This window comes from Pelosinus fermentans DSM 17108 (genome assembly GCF_000271485.2).
In the GTDB taxonomy this organism is placed as follows: Bacteria; Bacillota; Negativicutes; order DSM-13327; family DSM-13327; genus Pelosinus; species Pelosinus fermentans.
Window position 1 is genome coordinate 2969247 of the sequence record NZ_AKVN02000001.1, and the last position, 15407, is coordinate 2984653.

The 15407-nt window shown below is 37.7% G+C and carries 16 protein-coding genes and 1 riboswitch; of the genes, 2 read left to right on the top strand and 14 right to left on the bottom strand.

Going from position 1 to position 15407, the window contains the following annotated elements:
• Nucleotides 1-3 precede the first annotated feature (3 nt).
• From FR7_RS13710 to FR7_RS13725, 4 genes are all read right to left on the bottom strand, one after another.
• Complete coding sequence (locus FR7_RS13710; protein WP_007935310.1) at nucleotides 4-519, bottom strand: hypothetical protein; 516 nt, start codon at nucleotides 517-519, stop codon at nucleotides 4-6.
• 171 nt (nucleotides 520-690) lie between these two features.
• Entirely contained in the window at nucleotides 691-1140 is a 450-nt protein-coding gene (locus FR7_RS13715; RefSeq protein WP_007935312.1) for a DMT family transporter, read from the bottom strand.
• Nucleotides 1141-1277: 137 nt separating this feature from the next.
• Nucleotides 1278-1868: a 3D domain-containing protein gene (locus FR7_RS13720; RefSeq protein WP_007935314.1), complete on the bottom strand. Its 591-nt coding sequence runs from the start codon at nucleotides 1866-1868 to the stop codon at nucleotides 1278-1280.
• 64 nt (nucleotides 1869-1932) lie between these two features.
• A riboswitch (cyclic di-AMP (ydaO/yuaA leader) is annotated at nucleotides 1933-2074 on the bottom strand.
• Between the two features lie 36 nt (nucleotides 2075-2110).
• A complete protein-coding gene (locus FR7_RS13725) occupies nucleotides 2111-2818 on the bottom strand; it encodes a L,D-transpeptidase family protein (protein ID WP_007935315.1) in 708 nt (235 codons plus the stop codon).
• A 110-nt stretch (nucleotides 2819-2928) separates the two neighbouring features.
• Between FR7_RS13725 and FR7_RS13730 the strand changes: the two genes are divergently transcribed.
• Nucleotides 2929-4149: an alanyl-tRNA editing protein gene (locus FR7_RS13730; RefSeq protein ID WP_007935316.1), complete on the top strand. Its 1221-nt coding sequence runs from the start codon at nucleotides 2929-2931 to the stop codon at nucleotides 4147-4149.
• A 53-nt stretch (nucleotides 4150-4202) separates the two neighbouring features.
• Here the strand turns inward: FR7_RS13730 and FR7_RS13735 are convergent, their stop codons facing one another.
• From FR7_RS13735 to FR7_RS13745, 5 genes are all read right to left on the bottom strand, one after another.
• Nucleotides 4203-4931: a 3D domain-containing protein gene (locus tag FR7_RS13735; RefSeq protein WP_007935317.1), complete on the bottom strand. Its 729-nt coding sequence runs from the start codon at nucleotides 4929-4931 to the stop codon at nucleotides 4203-4205.
• A 159-nt stretch (nucleotides 4932-5090) separates the two neighbouring features.
• Nucleotides 5091-6320, bottom strand: coding sequence for a Zn-dependent hydrolase (locus FR7_RS13740; protein WP_007935320.1), 1230 nt, complete (start codon nucleotides 6318-6320; stop codon nucleotides 5091-5093).
• Between the two features lie 165 nt (nucleotides 6321-6485).
• Entirely contained in the window at nucleotides 6486-6620 is a 135-nt protein-coding gene (locus FR7_RS23260) for a DUF2970 domain-containing protein (protein WP_007935321.1), read from the bottom strand.
• A gap of 33 nt (nucleotides 6621-6653) precedes the next feature.
• A complete protein-coding gene (locus FR7_RS23900; protein ID WP_007935323.1) occupies nucleotides 6654-6806 on the bottom strand; it encodes a hypothetical protein in 153 nt (50 codons plus the stop codon).
• A 154-nt stretch (nucleotides 6807-6960) separates the two neighbouring features.
• Nucleotides 6961-7461 carry a ferritin family protein gene (locus FR7_RS13745; protein WP_007935325.1) on the bottom strand — a complete coding sequence of 167 codons (501 nt, stop codon included), beginning with the start codon at nucleotides 7459-7461 and terminating at the stop codon, nucleotides 6961-6963.
• A 213-nt stretch (nucleotides 7462-7674) separates the two neighbouring features.
• Here FR7_RS13745 and tpx point away from each other — a divergent pair, with 213 nt between their 5' ends.
• Entirely contained in the window at nucleotides 7675-8187 is a 513-nt protein-coding gene (tpx, locus tag FR7_RS13750) for a thiol peroxidase (RefSeq protein WP_007935327.1), read from the top strand.
• 77 nt (nucleotides 8188-8264) lie between these two features.
• On the opposite strand, the gene FR7_RS13755 is transcribed toward tpx, so the two are convergent.
• The 5 genes from FR7_RS13755 to kamA form a co-directional block, all read right to left on the bottom strand.
• Complete coding sequence (locus tag FR7_RS13755; RefSeq protein ID WP_007935329.1) at nucleotides 8265-10166, bottom strand: type I glutamate--ammonia ligase; 1902 nt, start codon at nucleotides 10164-10166, stop codon at nucleotides 8265-8267.
• Between the two features lie 247 nt (nucleotides 10167-10413).
• Complete coding sequence (locus FR7_RS13760) at nucleotides 10414-12507, bottom strand: glutamine synthetase III family protein (protein WP_007935332.1); 2094 nt, start codon at nucleotides 12505-12507, stop codon at nucleotides 10414-10416.
• A gap of 243 nt (nucleotides 12508-12750) precedes the next feature.
• A complete protein-coding gene (locus tag FR7_RS13765; protein WP_007935335.1) occupies nucleotides 12751-13410 on the bottom strand; it encodes a 3-oxoacid CoA-transferase subunit B in 660 nt (219 codons plus the stop codon).
• A 4-nt stretch (nucleotides 13411-13414) separates the two neighbouring features.
• On the bottom strand, nucleotides 13415-14065 hold the full coding sequence (locus tag FR7_RS13770) for a CoA transferase subunit A (RefSeq protein WP_007935337.1): 651 nt from the start codon (nucleotides 14063-14065) through the stop codon (nucleotides 13415-13417).
• A gap of 32 nt (nucleotides 14066-14097) precedes the next feature.
• Nucleotides 14098-15378 carry a lysine 2,3-aminomutase gene (kamA, locus tag FR7_RS13775; protein ID WP_007935339.1) on the bottom strand — a complete coding sequence of 427 codons (1281 nt, stop codon included), beginning with the start codon at nucleotides 15376-15378 and terminating at the stop codon, nucleotides 14098-14100.
• Nucleotides 15379-15407: the final 29 nt, after the last annotated feature.

Consider the following 15407-nt stretch of genomic DNA (forward strand, 5'->3'; position numbering starts at 1 on the left):
TACTCAAAAATCACTCTCATATTCTCGAATGATCTCTTGAAGGCGAATTAAATTATCAATAAGAGCTTCATTTGCATCTTCTCTTAATTCCTGAAGTAATGCAATAATAGCTTCATAGCTTGATTCGAGAGGCAGATCTCGTGTTTTTTTGATATCAATATCAATCTCTTCTAATATCATAATTTCCATGATTTCTTCCATTTTTTCTTTTCCTAGTCGTTTAACACTTTCTAAGGTACTTTTGAGTAAATCAGCCGTTTCCTCAGTAACTTCTTTAACGCTAAGAATGTAATCCTCTTCTGTACGCTCAATGGTATAAAAAAGGTTGCCTCGCTCATTTGATCCTTCAAATATAAATGGATCACCAAATTTTATGGCCTCTAGTATACGCTCTTCAACTTCTAAATAAATATCATCAAGACCCGTATGGCTCGTTTTTTCATCTCCAAAAGTTAAAGAATATTTTTTTCTTCCTTGTCCCACAATCGAATTTGTTTTGTCATTTTCAAAATCGCTCACTTGCATTCCTCCGTTACTGTCATTATTGTTTGAAATAACTAATGATAGTTCGACTGCAAGCTATATTATTCCTCTTTCTTAATTGTTAAATAAGAAAGATCTTCTAAACTTTAAAACTGTCTTTTGTTTGGGTATGCAATCAGTAATCATCATGCTTTTATTACTAATAATTTAGCTTAATAGTAATTTTCCTCCTATTGCCAATAAAACAAGACCTAATATTTGATTCCATCCATAACTGATTTGTGCTAAGCCGAATGCACCGAAGTGATCAATTAGTATGGCTGTTAATACTTGCCCCACAATGATTGCGGTTGTTGCATTGGCTGCTCCTACTTCTGGAATGCTGGCAGCTACAAGATAAATAATTCCCACGCCAACTACTCCTCCAAGATAAACATACCAAGGGGCCTCGGCAAATGCGGATAAATTACCCTTACCCATTTTCATTCCGAATAATAGCAATAGGATTAGAATTGTACCTGTAATATGCACAACGAAAGTGGTCTCAAGAAGACCAATAACTTTACTCAACCCTGCATTTAAAGCTCCCTGTACTGCCATGAGCACACCAGAAACGAAAGCCAATAACAATGCTAATGTATTCCCTGATATATCCAATCTATACACTCCTCAAGCTAAATCTGTTTCTTCTCTCTTAGAGTAGTATCTTATTTGGCTTATCTTTATATACCAGCTAATGAATCAAAAACGAAAAAACACTTTTAATTCTAAAAAAAATACAGGCTTTACGCCTGTTAATCTAAAATGTATACAATTACTTTCTTTCTGCCAAATTGCATTGCCTCACCATGGCTATCAAAGGCTAGATCAATCTTATTCCCCTTTATAGCACCGCCGATATCATCTGCGATTGCGTGGCCATAGCCAGGAATGAATAACCTCGTTCCAAGGGGAATTACATTAGGATCAACAGCTACGATTCCTTTACGTACTAAATTACCACCATATGTATGATTGGAGTTTCCAGCATCATAAGCACTATATGCAGATGCACTCATATTCAAGGATCTGCTATACCTGCTTGGATTGCCATCAGCACTGCCAGGACGACCTAAACACAGTAAAGTCTCTTTACCAACAACTCCATCAGCCAGTAAGCCGTTGCTAATTTGAAAATCTTTAATTGCCTTTAACGTTGCCTTCCCAAAAACACCATCAACTTCATCGAAGTAGAAACCTTTTTCTAAAAGTGACTTTTGAACCATTTGTACATCTTCACCGCGCATGCCAAACTTGATTAGTTTGTCCCCAGGTGCGGCAAAAACGACAGCACTACTCAGCAGCATGCACAGAACTAATGCAACTGCTACATAAACCTTTTTCATTTGTCCACCTCTCTTTTATAACGATTCGGAGGTTATTGATTACGCACACAATGCAATAACAAAAAACTCCTAACGTTCAGCCTCCGGGGTTAGCTGTCGGGATAGGGAAAAGAGAGATCGAAGAACACGCCCCTCCGTTTTAACGGATTATCCCCTGTGTTTATACTGGTTCCCCCGTACCTATAAGGATTCGGCATTATAGATATAATACTATATTTTATGCAAATAGTCAAAATTAGTGTTCAAATTCCTAGTAAATCTGCCATTTGTTTAGTTACGATACCTGTAATCTCCATATTATGTTCTGCTTGATATGCTTCAACGGCTTGTTTTGTAACAGTTCCAAAGATACCATCAGCTCGGCTATTTAAATAACCTAATTCTTTTAGTTTCATTTGTAATACGGATACATCTGACCCCGTTAATTGATGTTTAAGAGTACGTTCTACTTTTATTTTACGTCCTTCAATCCGCACAGGAGTGCCGATGGGTACCCATTCAAATAATTCTTCTACATCTTTGTTGCGCATACGGATACAGCCATGACTGGCAAACTGCCCAATAGACCAAGGTTTATTTGTTCCATGTATCCCATATATTCCCCATGGTACATTAAGTCCAATCCAGCGGGTACCAAAGCCTGTACCCCAGTTGTAATCTTTCCATACTACATTCCACTCTCCGATAGGTGTAGGAGTTTTATTTTTACCTACAGCAATTCGATATTTTTTATGTAAATTCCCATCACTATACACTTCTAATATCCTTTGGGATATTTTAATAACTACACTGACTGTTCCAGAAGGCGCAGTCAGTGTTTGATTCTCAATCGCTGCTAATTCTTTCTCATCCATATATTCAAATCCTACCATTCCAAAAATAAGACTCATTAATAATAGAATGGCAACGCTGTAAAATATCTGTTGTCGCCTGATCTTTACGATTGTCACACCATTCCCTCCTTACTAAAACACTCTCTAAAAATATATGTATTCAAGGAAGAAAATAGTATAATAGTATTTATACACTGTTAAATTCAACAAAATGGAGGTATTTACTTTTGACTACTATAAAACTATATCACGAAAATGCTTATACCAAAGATTTTACTGCCAACATTACTAAGATAACGTCTCTGCCTAATGCTAAATGGGCTGTAACTCTTGATCGTACTGCTTTTTATCCAACTTCTGGCGGTCAGCCTTTTGATAAAGGCATGCTTGATGATCTACCTGTTATTGATGTGCAAGAAGATGGTGAAGATATTATTCACATCATAGAAGCATGTCCTGTTATGGGTAAGGTAGAAGGACATATCCAATGGCAGAGACGCTTTGATCATATGCAGCAGCATAGTGGTCAACACCTTTTATCTGGCGCATTTTATTCTGTATTACAAGCAAATACAGTTAGTTTTCACTTAGGCACTGAATCCAGCCAAATTGATTTAGATATTGAAGACATAACCCCTGAAAACCTAGTGGAAGTAGAAATATTAGCCAATCAAATTGTTTTTTCTACAAAGGCTTTACATACTCATTGGCTAAATCAGGACACGATTCATTCTTTTCCTTTACGCAAAGCACCTGCAAAAGATTTTGCTGAAATTCGTTTAGTCGAAATCGCTGATTTTGACTATTCAGCTTGCTGTGGCACTCATGTCACTAATACAGGTGAAATTGGATTGATTAAAATACGCAATTGGGAGCGGAAGAATAATGGAGTGCGAATCGATTTTATGTGTGGTTGGCGTGCCCTTGGAGATTATCAACAAAAAAATTCAATCCTTCAACAAGTATCAAATCGTCTGTCGCTCCCTGCCTCTGGGATTCTCCAAGGAATCGAAAAACAGTTATTAAAGACAGAAGAGATCAGTAAAGAATTGATCAGCGTAAAACAAGAATTTTATCGTAATCTTGCTACTACTCTATCCCAGCAGGGAGAAATCATTGGTCATAACAAGCTGATTGTTCATACCCTTACCAATATTACTCCTAATGAAATCAACAATATTGCCAAAGAGCTAGTTAACAAGCCCCATACGATTGCCTGTATTGGTGGAATCAATGCAGATGAAACAAAGGTTCATCTTATCTTTTCAGCCTCACCGGATGTTCCCCTCTCTATGAACCACGAATTAAAGAATATCTTGCCTCTTATTGATGGCAAAGGTGGTGGCAGCGCACAATCTGCTCAAGGAGGCGGCAGTAATGTTGATCAACTACCTACTGCGCTTACCTTGGCAGCAGATCATATCAAAGAACAATTATACCTTCTATAAAAAACAGCCCTAGCTTGTACAACCTTTGCAGGTCACAAACTAGAGCTGTTTTTTTAATTCAGCACATATACTTTTACTTTTTGAATGCCATAATCAAGAGCATCTTGACGATCATCAAAGACTAAATCAATACGATTTCCTTTAATGGCACTTCCTTGATCTTCTGCAACAGCTTCACCATAACCTTCAATCCATAACTTCGTTCCCATGGGAATTACTCGTGGATCTACAGCTGCTACTCCTGAGCGCACCTTGCTTCCTACATAAGTCTTAGTATCCCATTTACCATTGTCTAATGTCCCTGGTGCATACGCTGTGGCTGTCATATTTAGAACCTTTTTATAATTCTGCGGAGCCGCTGTTAAAGAATCGCTTTCATTAACAGCTTTAGGAGCTATAATCTGATTATTAAAGAATGTAGCAATCGCTGTTAATTCTTTTTCATAAGGAGCTACTCTGCTTATAATCTGTTGCCCCATTTGCTCACGCAAAGCATTTTGAACCGTTTGATTTACGTTAACTTGTTCTAATATATTACTGCCAGTGTTGATTTGGTTAGACTGATTTACAGCAGTTTTCGCCAATGTCTCAATTACCTGTTGCTTATTGCCTTGTTCCCATTGATCTTTCAATACTAATAATTGTTGTATTCGATCGACGTTGGCCTGCTGCGCTGCGATTTGCGCCAATTGGTCATTTAATGATGCGGCATGGGCAGGCACTATGGGAGAAAAAAACTGAACTACCACAACTGCTGCAATACTCGCAATTATTTTTTTCATTTGTAATCCCCTTTCGAAAATGCATACATGGGTAAATCCTATCTATATGTCATTTTACCATACAGTTTACATAATTAGTAACGGTAATTACTACCTAATAAAAAAGAAGCGGCTTATAAACCGCTTCTTTTTCTAACTTTTATTCTACTTTTAATACCTTTACTTTGCTAGTTGAAATAAGGTTTCGGTCAGCACATCAATTCCGGACATGATTTCATCGATTGCAGTATGCTCTTCGCCATTGTGGCTAACGCCATTTTGCGACGGAACAAAAATCATTCCAGCAGGTGCCAGGTGCGATAGATTCATCGCATCATGCCCAGCTTGACTATGTATAACTTGATGAGGCACCTTCTTTTCCATGCATACTTTTTTAACAAGACTTATGATATCTTTATTCATGTTTACTGGCTTTTCTGCAGACAGCAACATGATAGAGACCCCTATTTCCTGCCCTTCTGCGATGGTACTAATGGCATCCTTAATATCCTGCAAACATTCAATAATACTTTCATGATTGACACCACGAATATCTACCCACATTTCTACCACGCCAGGAATCACATTGATAGACCCAGGGTGTACGTTGAGCATCCCTACGGTAGCTACTGTACCGTATTTTGATTGTTCTGCGCCAATTTCGTGTATTGCCAGTACAATCATAGACGCGCTGACTAATGCATCTCGTCTTTCTTCCATAGGGGTAGAACCGGAATGCGCAGCCACCCCTTCTACTCTAATTTTAAGTCGTGTCGGAGCAGCAATTGCTTCCACAATACCAATCGTTTTTTGTTCCTTTTCTAAAACTCGTCCTTGCTCAATATGAAGTTCAACAAAGGCTTTTATTTCCTCCGCCTGCCTTGCAGCCTCGCCAATACGCTCTATATCGAGATGGTTTTGCGCTATTGCCTCTGCAAAGCTTAATCCCGATTGATCTTTGGCTTTGCTCCATTCAGAAACATTTGCTAAACCAACCATAGCTTTGCTGCCTACTGTAGCAAAGCCAAAACGGCTTGATTCTTCACAAGCAAATATAACTAATTCTAGAGGATGGGCTAGTCCCCCTTTATCTTTTAAACGACTGATAGCTACTAAACCACCAATCACACCAGTTACGCCGTCGTATTTTCCACCCTCTGGTACGGTATCTAAATGTGATCCTGTAATCACAGCCGGCAGTGAATCATCCCTACCTTCTAGTCGTCCAATTATATTCCCAATCTGATCCATTCTGATCTTAAGACCAACCTGCTCCATCAAACTGATTACATACTTCTGTGCCTCTACAGCGGTTTCTGTAAAGGCTAAGCGCGTTATGCCCCGTGACCCTTTACCAAAATGGGCAATCTTCTCTATTTCATTCATTACCCATTCTTTATTTCTGTCCATTAGCATCGCCCCTTTTTGAAGTCTCTCAGCTTTTTGTTCATAATAAACAAGTATTAGACTCTTTCTAAATTGGCTATATCGTAGGTATTTTCCTGCTTAAAAAGATATTTTCCATGGGCAAATGTCTACTTCGCCTTTGAAATGAAGTGCTTGAGCGCACCTCACTTAATTATATAAGAGAGAAATGATAACGGCCAACAAGCTTGCAGCCCCCAATATACCACCAATTGTAAGGGCGGTTTTATTTAGTTTCCTCATATCCTGCCGATGATGAGCACGCTTTCCCATTCCTTTAGCCATCACTTAACCCCCTTATATAATTTTATTTCTGACTTACATCTTGAATTTAAATTTATTTTGACAATGCTTACAAGTGATCTCTTCACTATTTACGGCTTTACACATTGGCAATTCAATCATCAATCCACAATAGGGGCATATAATCTGTACCTCATTTTGCACCTTGCACTCTCGCTTTTTGTACATACTAAGCCCTCCTTCATATTTTATTACATAATATGAAGAAACATGCAAAATTGTTAAATCCTAAGCGTATGATAAATATAATTCCCTATATTCAGACTATTTCCTGCTAAAATAAAAATCGCGGACTATAATCCGCGATTTTATTTTCGTATTGCTATGAAGCTAATGAATCTAATATCTTGCGTAATTTAACAACATGAGTTTGCTCTTCAGCTTTTAATGTTGTAAAGATTCTTCTAGCATCCTCAAATTTGGATTTGCTCGCTAATTCATCATAAAATAAAATAGAATCTTTTTCTGCCTGAATAGCCATTTGCAAAATCTCTGGAATCGTGGTAACTTCTGCAATTTTAACTTCAGCATTTTCAGCGGTTGGAAAGATATGTCCATCTGCTAGTACAGTCAGGTACCGGGAAGTTTCTGCATCAAATAAATATTCATCAGAAGCTGCCTCTTTATTCTCGTTTACCTTAGCAAAAATTTTTGTAAATGTTTCAAAATGAATAATTTCTTCGTTTTTCAATAGACAGAATAAATCCTTATGAGCATCTTCTGTTGCCCTTTCAAAAGCTTGTTGGTAAAAATCACGCCCTCTTTCTTCTATTGCCATCGCAATTCGTAATCCTTCTAGATCACTAAATAATTTTACGTCCATTTCGTTACCCCCTAAATAAAAATACAGCTTATCCTAAGTTCATTATTTCCACAATATAAAAAAAATTCCTGCAAAACTATAAGAAATACCCCGCTTATTCTCGTATGTCAATTATAAAAATTTAAAACTTATTTAATAATAATTATCATTTACATTTTACCTGACACATGTTACCATATAATTATATATTACATGTACAAGGAGGAATCCCAAATGACTAAACGTAATAATGTTGTAAAATTTGGTGGTAATCCAGTCACACTAATAGGCACAGAAATTAAAGTTGGTGATAAAGCTCCTGATTTTACAGTGTTGAATCCTGATTTATCTTCTCTATCTCTTAAGGATACACAAGGTCAGGTACGAGTTATTAGTGTTGTACCTTCCATTGATACATCCGTTTGTGATATACAAACTCGCTGGTTCAATGAAGAGGCTGCGAAAATTGATGGCTTAACCGTGTTATCCATCAGCGTCGATTTACCCTTTGCCTTAAAGAAATATTGTGCAGCTCAAGGTATTGATACCATTAAAACTCTTTCTGACCATAGGGAGCTTGATTTCGGACTAAAATATGGATTTGTCATTGAAGAATTACGCCTTTTATCCCGTGGAACTGTTGTGATTGATAAAGATGATATTGTACGACATGTAGAATATGTTGCTAATATAGGTGACCAGCCCCATTATGATCAAGTAATGGCTGTTGTAAAACAATATTTATAATAATATCCAGGCTCACTAAAAAATTCCCTTATCAATTTGATAAGGGAATTTTTGATATAAAGAAAGACATTACACCATTAGATGATATTGCGTTTGTATTTTGCATATGCAATTTTCAGCTCTTCTACTTTACCGTACATTTCAATCTGAAGAGCCGATGCAGTATCATAATCACCTGCTGCCACAGCATCATTTACTCGCGTAAAAATGGATTTTTGTGCAACAGTATCTTTAGCCAATTCTAAGCGCAAAGAATTTACCTTATCCCATAAATATAGATCATAGTCTACGGCACTGTCAGCATCATGCAAAGGCTTAGCTGCTTTTACGATAGCAAGATTTTCAGGAATAATTCTCTTCAGTAATTCCGTCGACCAGCGAATTAATGCCCCTGCTACGAAAGCATCCAAAATTTCTTGACGAAGAATATTTCCGGCTTTAATAACTTCTGTTTTCGCAGGAAACTTCTTTAAGTTTTCCATGTTTTCCCAGACAGTTGCTGGAGGTTTACCAAATAAACGATTCCGCTCATCTTCTTCATAATCTTCAAAAACATCATGCTCACTGCGATAAGCGCGATCTGTTTCAAGATAAAAGCCAGGAGTTCCTGCTTCTTTCGATAATTCAGCTAATATTTCTTTTGTATTCTTGCCAGATGCAACAACAGCTTTAACACCATCAAGCATACTCAAATAGATTGCTGATAACGCAACATACGTATTCGTATATGGGTTAGCTGCGCGAACTTCAAAACGAGTCGCTAATGGATTGTTAACATCCCGCACAAGTCCAGCAAGAATTGTCCGGTTACGGGAAGGTATCTCTGGAGTATGTCCAAGAGAAGTTACAATGCAAACTGGTGCTTCAAAACCTGGTTTCAAACGATTCAAGGCATCATTCGTAGCAGTAATAAATGGGTTAATCGCCTCATAATTTTTCAATAATCCCATAAGAGAGCCATAACCAACAGCACTCATAAAGTCTTCTTTCATATTGGTAGGAGCAAATAGATTAATGAGTTTTCCTGATTTCATTTTAGCTGCAAAACCAACATGCGTATGTTCACCATTACCAGCAACACCAATAATTGGTTTCGCTTTAAAAGTGACCTCAAGACCATTGGCTCTAAATACTTCTTTTACTACAATACGAGCTTGCAGTTCATTGTCTGCAGCTTGCAGGGCATCAGCAAAACGCCAGTCAATTTCCAGCTGCTCGCAAACATGAGTCAGATTACCAGCTTCATCAATGGTGGCTTTAATACCACCAACTTCTTTATGCCCCATTTCGGTTTTTAAACCGTAATTATCCAGCATTACAATGGTTTGCTCTAACGCTGTACGCACAGAACCGCGAGTACGCTGCCAGTATTGCTCCTGCATGGTTTGGGAGGCGGAGAGTTCAGCAACCTCAGCTTTATCAACAGGAGTCTTTACCCAGAACTCAAGCTCAGTACCGGAAGTAAAAATAATATCTTCAATTTCTTCACCATTGATATGCTCAAGACCAGCTACTTTAGGGTATTTTTTGAATAAACTAATTAGCTCACTTTTTATGTAACTGAGACTATCAGCCAAAATTGCACGAGAATCAACACGTAAACCATTGTGAACAAGGAACGCTGGAATACGAAGGGTACCAACGGGCTTTCCCTTTACTTCATCAATGTAATTATAATTATAATCAACAAACCAATTTACATTGGAATCAGCAGGCATATCTACTTTAGCGTTATTCAACGTAGCAATACCTGTAAGTACTACCGATGAACCATCTGTTTGCACTGCACTGCCTTGGAAGAACTCATCCATATCTTTAAGGAATAATTCCATAGGAATCTTTTCATCAGTATCATTACCTGCAAGATCAATACCTACTAAGGAAACAAATTTAATTTCGGAATGCTCTTTTAATAATTCAATCAACTCATTCTTACCATATTTTCCAGCCGGAATTACATAAAGCAATTCATTTACCATTTCAATCACCTCTTAAATATTATAAATATAATTGTACTTTGCTATACCTATGATAGATTCTAAAGTAATTATATCCTCCTTATTGAAAACTTTTTCTTTATTTAATCTATTATACTATTAATAGTAAAAATTACAAAGATTATACTGATGAATATTTTATATAATGATTTACCTCAACAAACTCTCAGATCTGAATGCACAAAATTAAAAGCCTGGCTGCGTAAGCCAGGCTTTTAATTTATATATATTATATATTGAATAATAGATCCCCGTAAGTTGGCATTGGCCATACATCTTTGTCTACCAGAGTCTCAAGTGTATCAACAACTTCTCGTAGAGCTGCCATTTTTTCAAATACATCAAATCGGAATAATGATGCTTGGTCATAAGTGTCTCCATGAGCATTTGAAGCCTTCTCTACAGTTTCTTCAAGAACAGCAATATGTTTCTTTAATGATGCTGTCAACGAAGATACTTCTGTTAGCAATTCAGTTTGAGCTGTCAAATCCACTGTTACACCTGTAGCTTTAATTGTATTTATTGAAACCGCAATGTTTGTGGCGAACTTGATAACAGAAGGAAGTATTTGTCTCTTAGCCATTTCTATCATTGTTAAAGCTTCAACGTTAATCGTTTTGATATAATTTTCAAGAGCAATTTCATAACGGGACTCCATTTCAACTTTGCTCAATACAGCATGTTTTTCCATGACTGCTATGTTCTTTTCAGAAATAAGAGCTTTAATGGATTCTACTGTAGTTCTTAAATTTAAAAGTCCTCTCTTTTCAGCTTCAACAACCCATTCATCTGAATATCCATTGCCATTAAATACCACTCTTTTATGATTGGTAACATATTCAGTAATAATTGTTTTTACTTCGGCACTTGCATCTGCAGCATTTTCTAATCGATCTGCAACTTCGTTTAGCACTTCCGCCACAATCGTATTTAAGGTTATATTGGGTTCAGCGATAGAAGCTGAAGATGGACACATTCTAAATTCAAACTTATTGCCAGTGAACGCAAATGGGGAAGTTCTGTTTCTGTCTGTTGCATCTTTGGGTAACGGCGGCAGTGTAGTAACACCGATTTCCATATTACCACCATTTTTAGAGCTTGTGGCTCCACCATTTTCAATCTGCTCTAAAATATCCTGTAATTGCTCTCCTAGGAATATTGATATGATAGCTGGAGGAGCTTCGTTCGCACCTAGTCTATGATCATTTCCTGGATTTGCAGCTGATACTCTTAATAAATCGGCATATACATCAACAGCCTTGATAACAGAGCATAAGAATACAAGAAATTGCTGATTGTCATGAGGAGTACGACCCGGCTCCAATAAATTCACTCCATCGTCGGTTCCCATAGACCAGTTATTATGTTTACCCGAACCATTAATGCCAGCAAACGGCTTTTCGTGCAATAAACATACAAGATCATGTCGTAAAGCAACCTTCTTCATAATATCCATAGTAAGCTGGTTGTGATCTGTTGCTATATTTGTAGTCGTAAATATTGGAGCTAACTCATGTTGCGCAGGAGCAACTTCGTTATGTTTCGACTTGGCTGCAATTCCAAGTTTCCAAAGTTCTTCATCCAGTTCCTTCATATAGGCAGATATTTTTTCTTTAATTGAACCGAAATAGTGATCTTCTAATTCTTGCCCCTTTGGAGGTTTCGCACCAAAAAGTGTTCTTCCTGTAAATATTAAGTCTTTTCTTTTTTCATATGTTTTCTTATCAATAATAAAGTATTCTTGCTCTGGTCCAACAGTTGTAATAACTCGATTCGTTGTTGTATTTCCAAGAGCTCTTAATACACGTAATGCTTGCTTACCTAAGGCTTCCATTGAGCGCAATAACGGAGTTTTTTTATCTAAAGCCTCTCCAGTATAAGAGCAAAAGGCTGTTGGTATACATAATGAATTGTCTTTTACAAATGCAGGTGATGTGCAATCCCACGCAGTATATCCTCTGGCTTCAAACGTAGCTCTAAGACCACCGGATGGGAATGAAGAAGCATCTGGTTCTCCCTTAATTAATTCTTTTCCCGAAAACTCCATGATCGCTTTACCATCAGAAGTTGGCGATATGAATGCATCATGTTTTTCAGCAGTAATACCTGTCATTGGTTGGAACCAATGAGTGAAATGGGTTGCACCTTTTTCAAGAGCCCAGTCTTTCATCGCATTAGCTACTACATCTGCCACTACTGGATCTAAAGGAAGTCCCTCTTCAATTGTCTTCTTTAAAGCTTTATATGTGGCTTTAGGAAGACTCTCCTTCATAACTGCATCATTAAATACGTTTGAACCGAAAATTTGACCTAAGTTGCTCATCTACAAAAACCCCTCTCAATTTTTCATATCGCATTACTGATTATTTCTAAATAAAACTTGCATTATAACCTGCTAAAAAGATGACAGATTGAATATTTTTTTATTGCAGCAGCATATTTGCTGCAAAAAAAAACAGACCCCTCCACTTGTTCAGTGGTAGGAGTCATCGTTGACTCATAATTTTCATTTATATTAATATTATAGCACAAAAATGATTTTTGTCTAGCTATAAAATCGTCATCTTTAAAAAATACGAATATTGTCTTCAGAAAAATGTAAGTGGGCATCTGTTGCAGCAACTACCTCCTCTAATGTGGTGCTTTCGGCAATTTCAATTAAATGCAGCCCATCTTTATAAACGGCAATAACCGCCATATCAGTAATAATTAAATCAACTTCAGCTTGAGCTGTGAGCGGTAAAGAACACTGCTTTACAATTTTAGCAGTTCCATCTTTATTAATATGTTCCATGGCAATGATAATTTTTTTTGCACCGACGACTAAGTCCATAGCTCCACCCATGCCTGAAATTCTTTTTCCCGGAACCATCCAATTGGCTAAATTACCTTGTTCATCTACTTCTAAAGCCCCTAATACGGTGGTATCAACATGACCGCCTCGAATAATAGCAAATGACATGGCACTATCAAAACAACATCCATTCTCTTGAATCGTCACTGGTTTTCCTCCAGCATTCACGAGATCCTTATCTGCCAATTCCGCTTGTGGCTCCGGTCCAATTCCCAAGAATCCGTTTTCAGAGTGTAAAACAATAGAAACTCCGTGAGATAGATAATTTGCTACTAGAGTCGGCATGCCAATACCCAAATTAACAACATCGCCATCATGCAGTTCTTTAGCCACTCGTTTAGCGATACGAATGCGTTTATCCATTTGAGTCATAAAGCTACCTCCCTTTGACCAAAAGATCGACAAAAATTCCTGGAGTTATCACATTATCAGGTTCAATTGTTCCTTCCGCTATGACTTCTTCCACTTCAACAATAACAGTCTTAGCAGCCATAGCCATAATGGGGTTAAAATTTCTAGCCGAAAAACGGTAAATCAGATTTCCATGGCAATCAGCTTTATATGCTTTTAATAATGCAAAATCTGCTTTTAAAGGCTCTTCCAGCAAATAGGTTCTATCTGCTACCACGATTTTGGATTTTCCTTCTTCTACTATTGTCCCAACCCCTGTAGGAGTCAATACTCCCCCTAGGCCGGAACCTCCAGCACGAATTTGTTCCGCAAGAGTTCCTTGAGGAGTTAAGACAATTTTCAACTCCCCCTCTTCCATACATCTGCCACTTTCAGGATGCCCGCCAATATACGATGTATACAATGTGGACATTTGCTTACTATCTTGCAGTTTACCTACACCGACTCCTGGAAAAGCACTATCATTTGTTATGACCGTTAAATTTTTCGTGCCTTTCTCTACCAACGCCTGCACTAATCCGTCAGGCGTTCCAACACCTAAAAACCCGCCAATCATAATACACATTCCTTCGGAAATATCCTTCACAGCTTCGTTTGCAGTACAAATCTTTACCATAGATCACCTTCCACCTCCTAATAAGCCATCCATCATTTCATAATCAATAACGCAGAATTCGCCTCTTTTACATCGGTCTTTCTTCCCACTGATGAAATCGATGATAATGATTTATCACCGCTTAACATTCCTGCTAAGCCTACTGTTGTATCATGATGATAACCGCCGCACACTTCACAAGGTGCTTCCGGATCTACATAATGCTTTGGCTCTGTATAGGTTGTAAACACGCCTTCATAATTTCGCAGTACGGTTTTACTAGCATTTTGAGAAACTAAATATTGAGGCATAACCGGGATCTTGCCACCACCTCCTGGCGCATCAACAACGTAAGTAGGAACGGCTAATCCTGAAGTATGCCCTCTTAAATATTCAATCGCCTGAATTCCCGAACTAATGGGTGTTCTAAAATGCTGTATACCTTGTGACATATCACATTGATAAATATAATAAGGTTTTACTCTTATCTTTAATAATTGCTGCATCAGTTTTTTTATTAATTCTGGGCAATCGTTAACCCCTTTTAAGAGAACCGCTTGATTGCCAAGAGGTATTCCAGCATCAGCTAAAGAAGCACAAGCCATACTGGCAGCCTCTGTTATTTCTTTAGGATGATTAAAATGGACATTCACATAAATTGGATGATATTTTTTTAGAATTGTGCATAGTGCAGGAGTAATTCTTTGCGGCAAAACTACAGGTGTACGAGTGCCAAAACGGATAATTTCTACGTGCTTTATTTGCCGTAATTCTTTTAGAATGTATTCAATTAGTTCATCGCTAATTAGAAAAGCATCACCGCCAGATAAAATAACATCTCTGACTACTGGCGTTTCTCTTATATATTGAATACAGTTGTCAATTTGTTGTTTCGTACGTGCTTGATCACAGACTCCGGCAATCCGCCTTCTGGTACAATGACGGCAATACATAGAACATTGATCCGTGACTAAAAACAGTACCCGGTCAGGATATCGATGAGTAAGTCCCGTAACAGGTGAATCCTGATCTTCGTGCAAAGGATCAGCCATATCAAATTGCCCAAACTGCAGTTCCATTGCTGTTGGAATTGCTTGTTTACGCACAGGACAATTCACATTTTCAACATCAATTAGCGTTGCATAATAAGGGGTGATTGCCATTCTTAGACTTTGCAGGCAACTTAAAATTCCTTCTTCTTCTTTTTGGATTAATGGAATAACCTGCCTTAGCATGGAAAGTGAAGTAATGCGATTCGCTACCTGCCATCGCCAATCTTGCCATTCTTCTTCTGTTACATTGGTCCACAAAGGAATATCATGATAATCACGCATTTTATAAACTCCCTTCGCCAATTGACTCC

Excerpts from the sequence above, each read along its gene's own strand:
- FR7_RS13740 (WP_007935320.1), bottom strand. The coding sequence starts at position 6,320 with ATGGACAGAAATAAAGAATGGGTAATGAATGAAATAGAGAAGATTGCC.
- FR7_RS13755 (WP_007935329.1), bottom strand. The coding sequence starts at position 10,166 with ATGGTAAATGAATTGCTTTATGTAATTCCGGCTGGAAAATATGGTAAG.
- tpx (WP_007935327.1), top strand. The coding sequence starts at position 7,675 with ATGACTAAACGTAATAATGTTGTAAAATTTGGTGGTAATCCAGTCACA.
- FR7_RS23900 (WP_007935323.1), bottom strand. The coding sequence starts at position 6,806 with ATGTACAAAAAGCGAGAGTGCAAGGTGCAAAATGAGGTACAGATTATA.
- kamA (WP_007935339.1), bottom strand. The coding sequence starts at position 15,378 with ATGCGTGATTATCATGATATTCCTTTGTGGACCAATGTAACAGAAGAA.
- FR7_RS13770 (WP_007935337.1), bottom strand. The coding sequence starts at position 14,065 with ATGGTAAAGATTTGTACTGCAAACGAAGCTGTGAAGGATATTTCCGAA.
- FR7_RS13760 (WP_007935332.1), bottom strand. The coding sequence starts at position 12,507 with ATGAGCAACTTAGGTCAAATTTTCGGTTCAAACGTATTTAATGATGCA.
- FR7_RS23260 (WP_007935321.1), bottom strand. The coding sequence starts at position 6,620 with ATGGCTAAAGGAATGGGAAAGCGTGCTCATCATCGGCAGGATATGAGG.
- FR7_RS13720 (WP_007935314.1), bottom strand. The coding sequence starts at position 1,868 with ATGAAAAAGGTTTATGTAGCAGTTGCATTAGTTCTGTGCATGCTGCTG.
- FR7_RS13745 (WP_007935325.1), bottom strand. The coding sequence starts at position 7,461 with ATGGACGTAAAATTATTTAGTGATCTAGAAGGATTACGAATTGCGATG.
- FR7_RS13765 (WP_007935335.1), bottom strand. The coding sequence starts at position 13,410 with ATGACTCAAATGGATAAACGCATTCGTATCGCTAAACGAGTGGCTAAA.
- FR7_RS13735 (WP_007935317.1), bottom strand. The coding sequence starts at position 4,931 with ATGAAAAAAATAATTGCGAGTATTGCAGCAGTTGTGGTAGTTCAGTTT.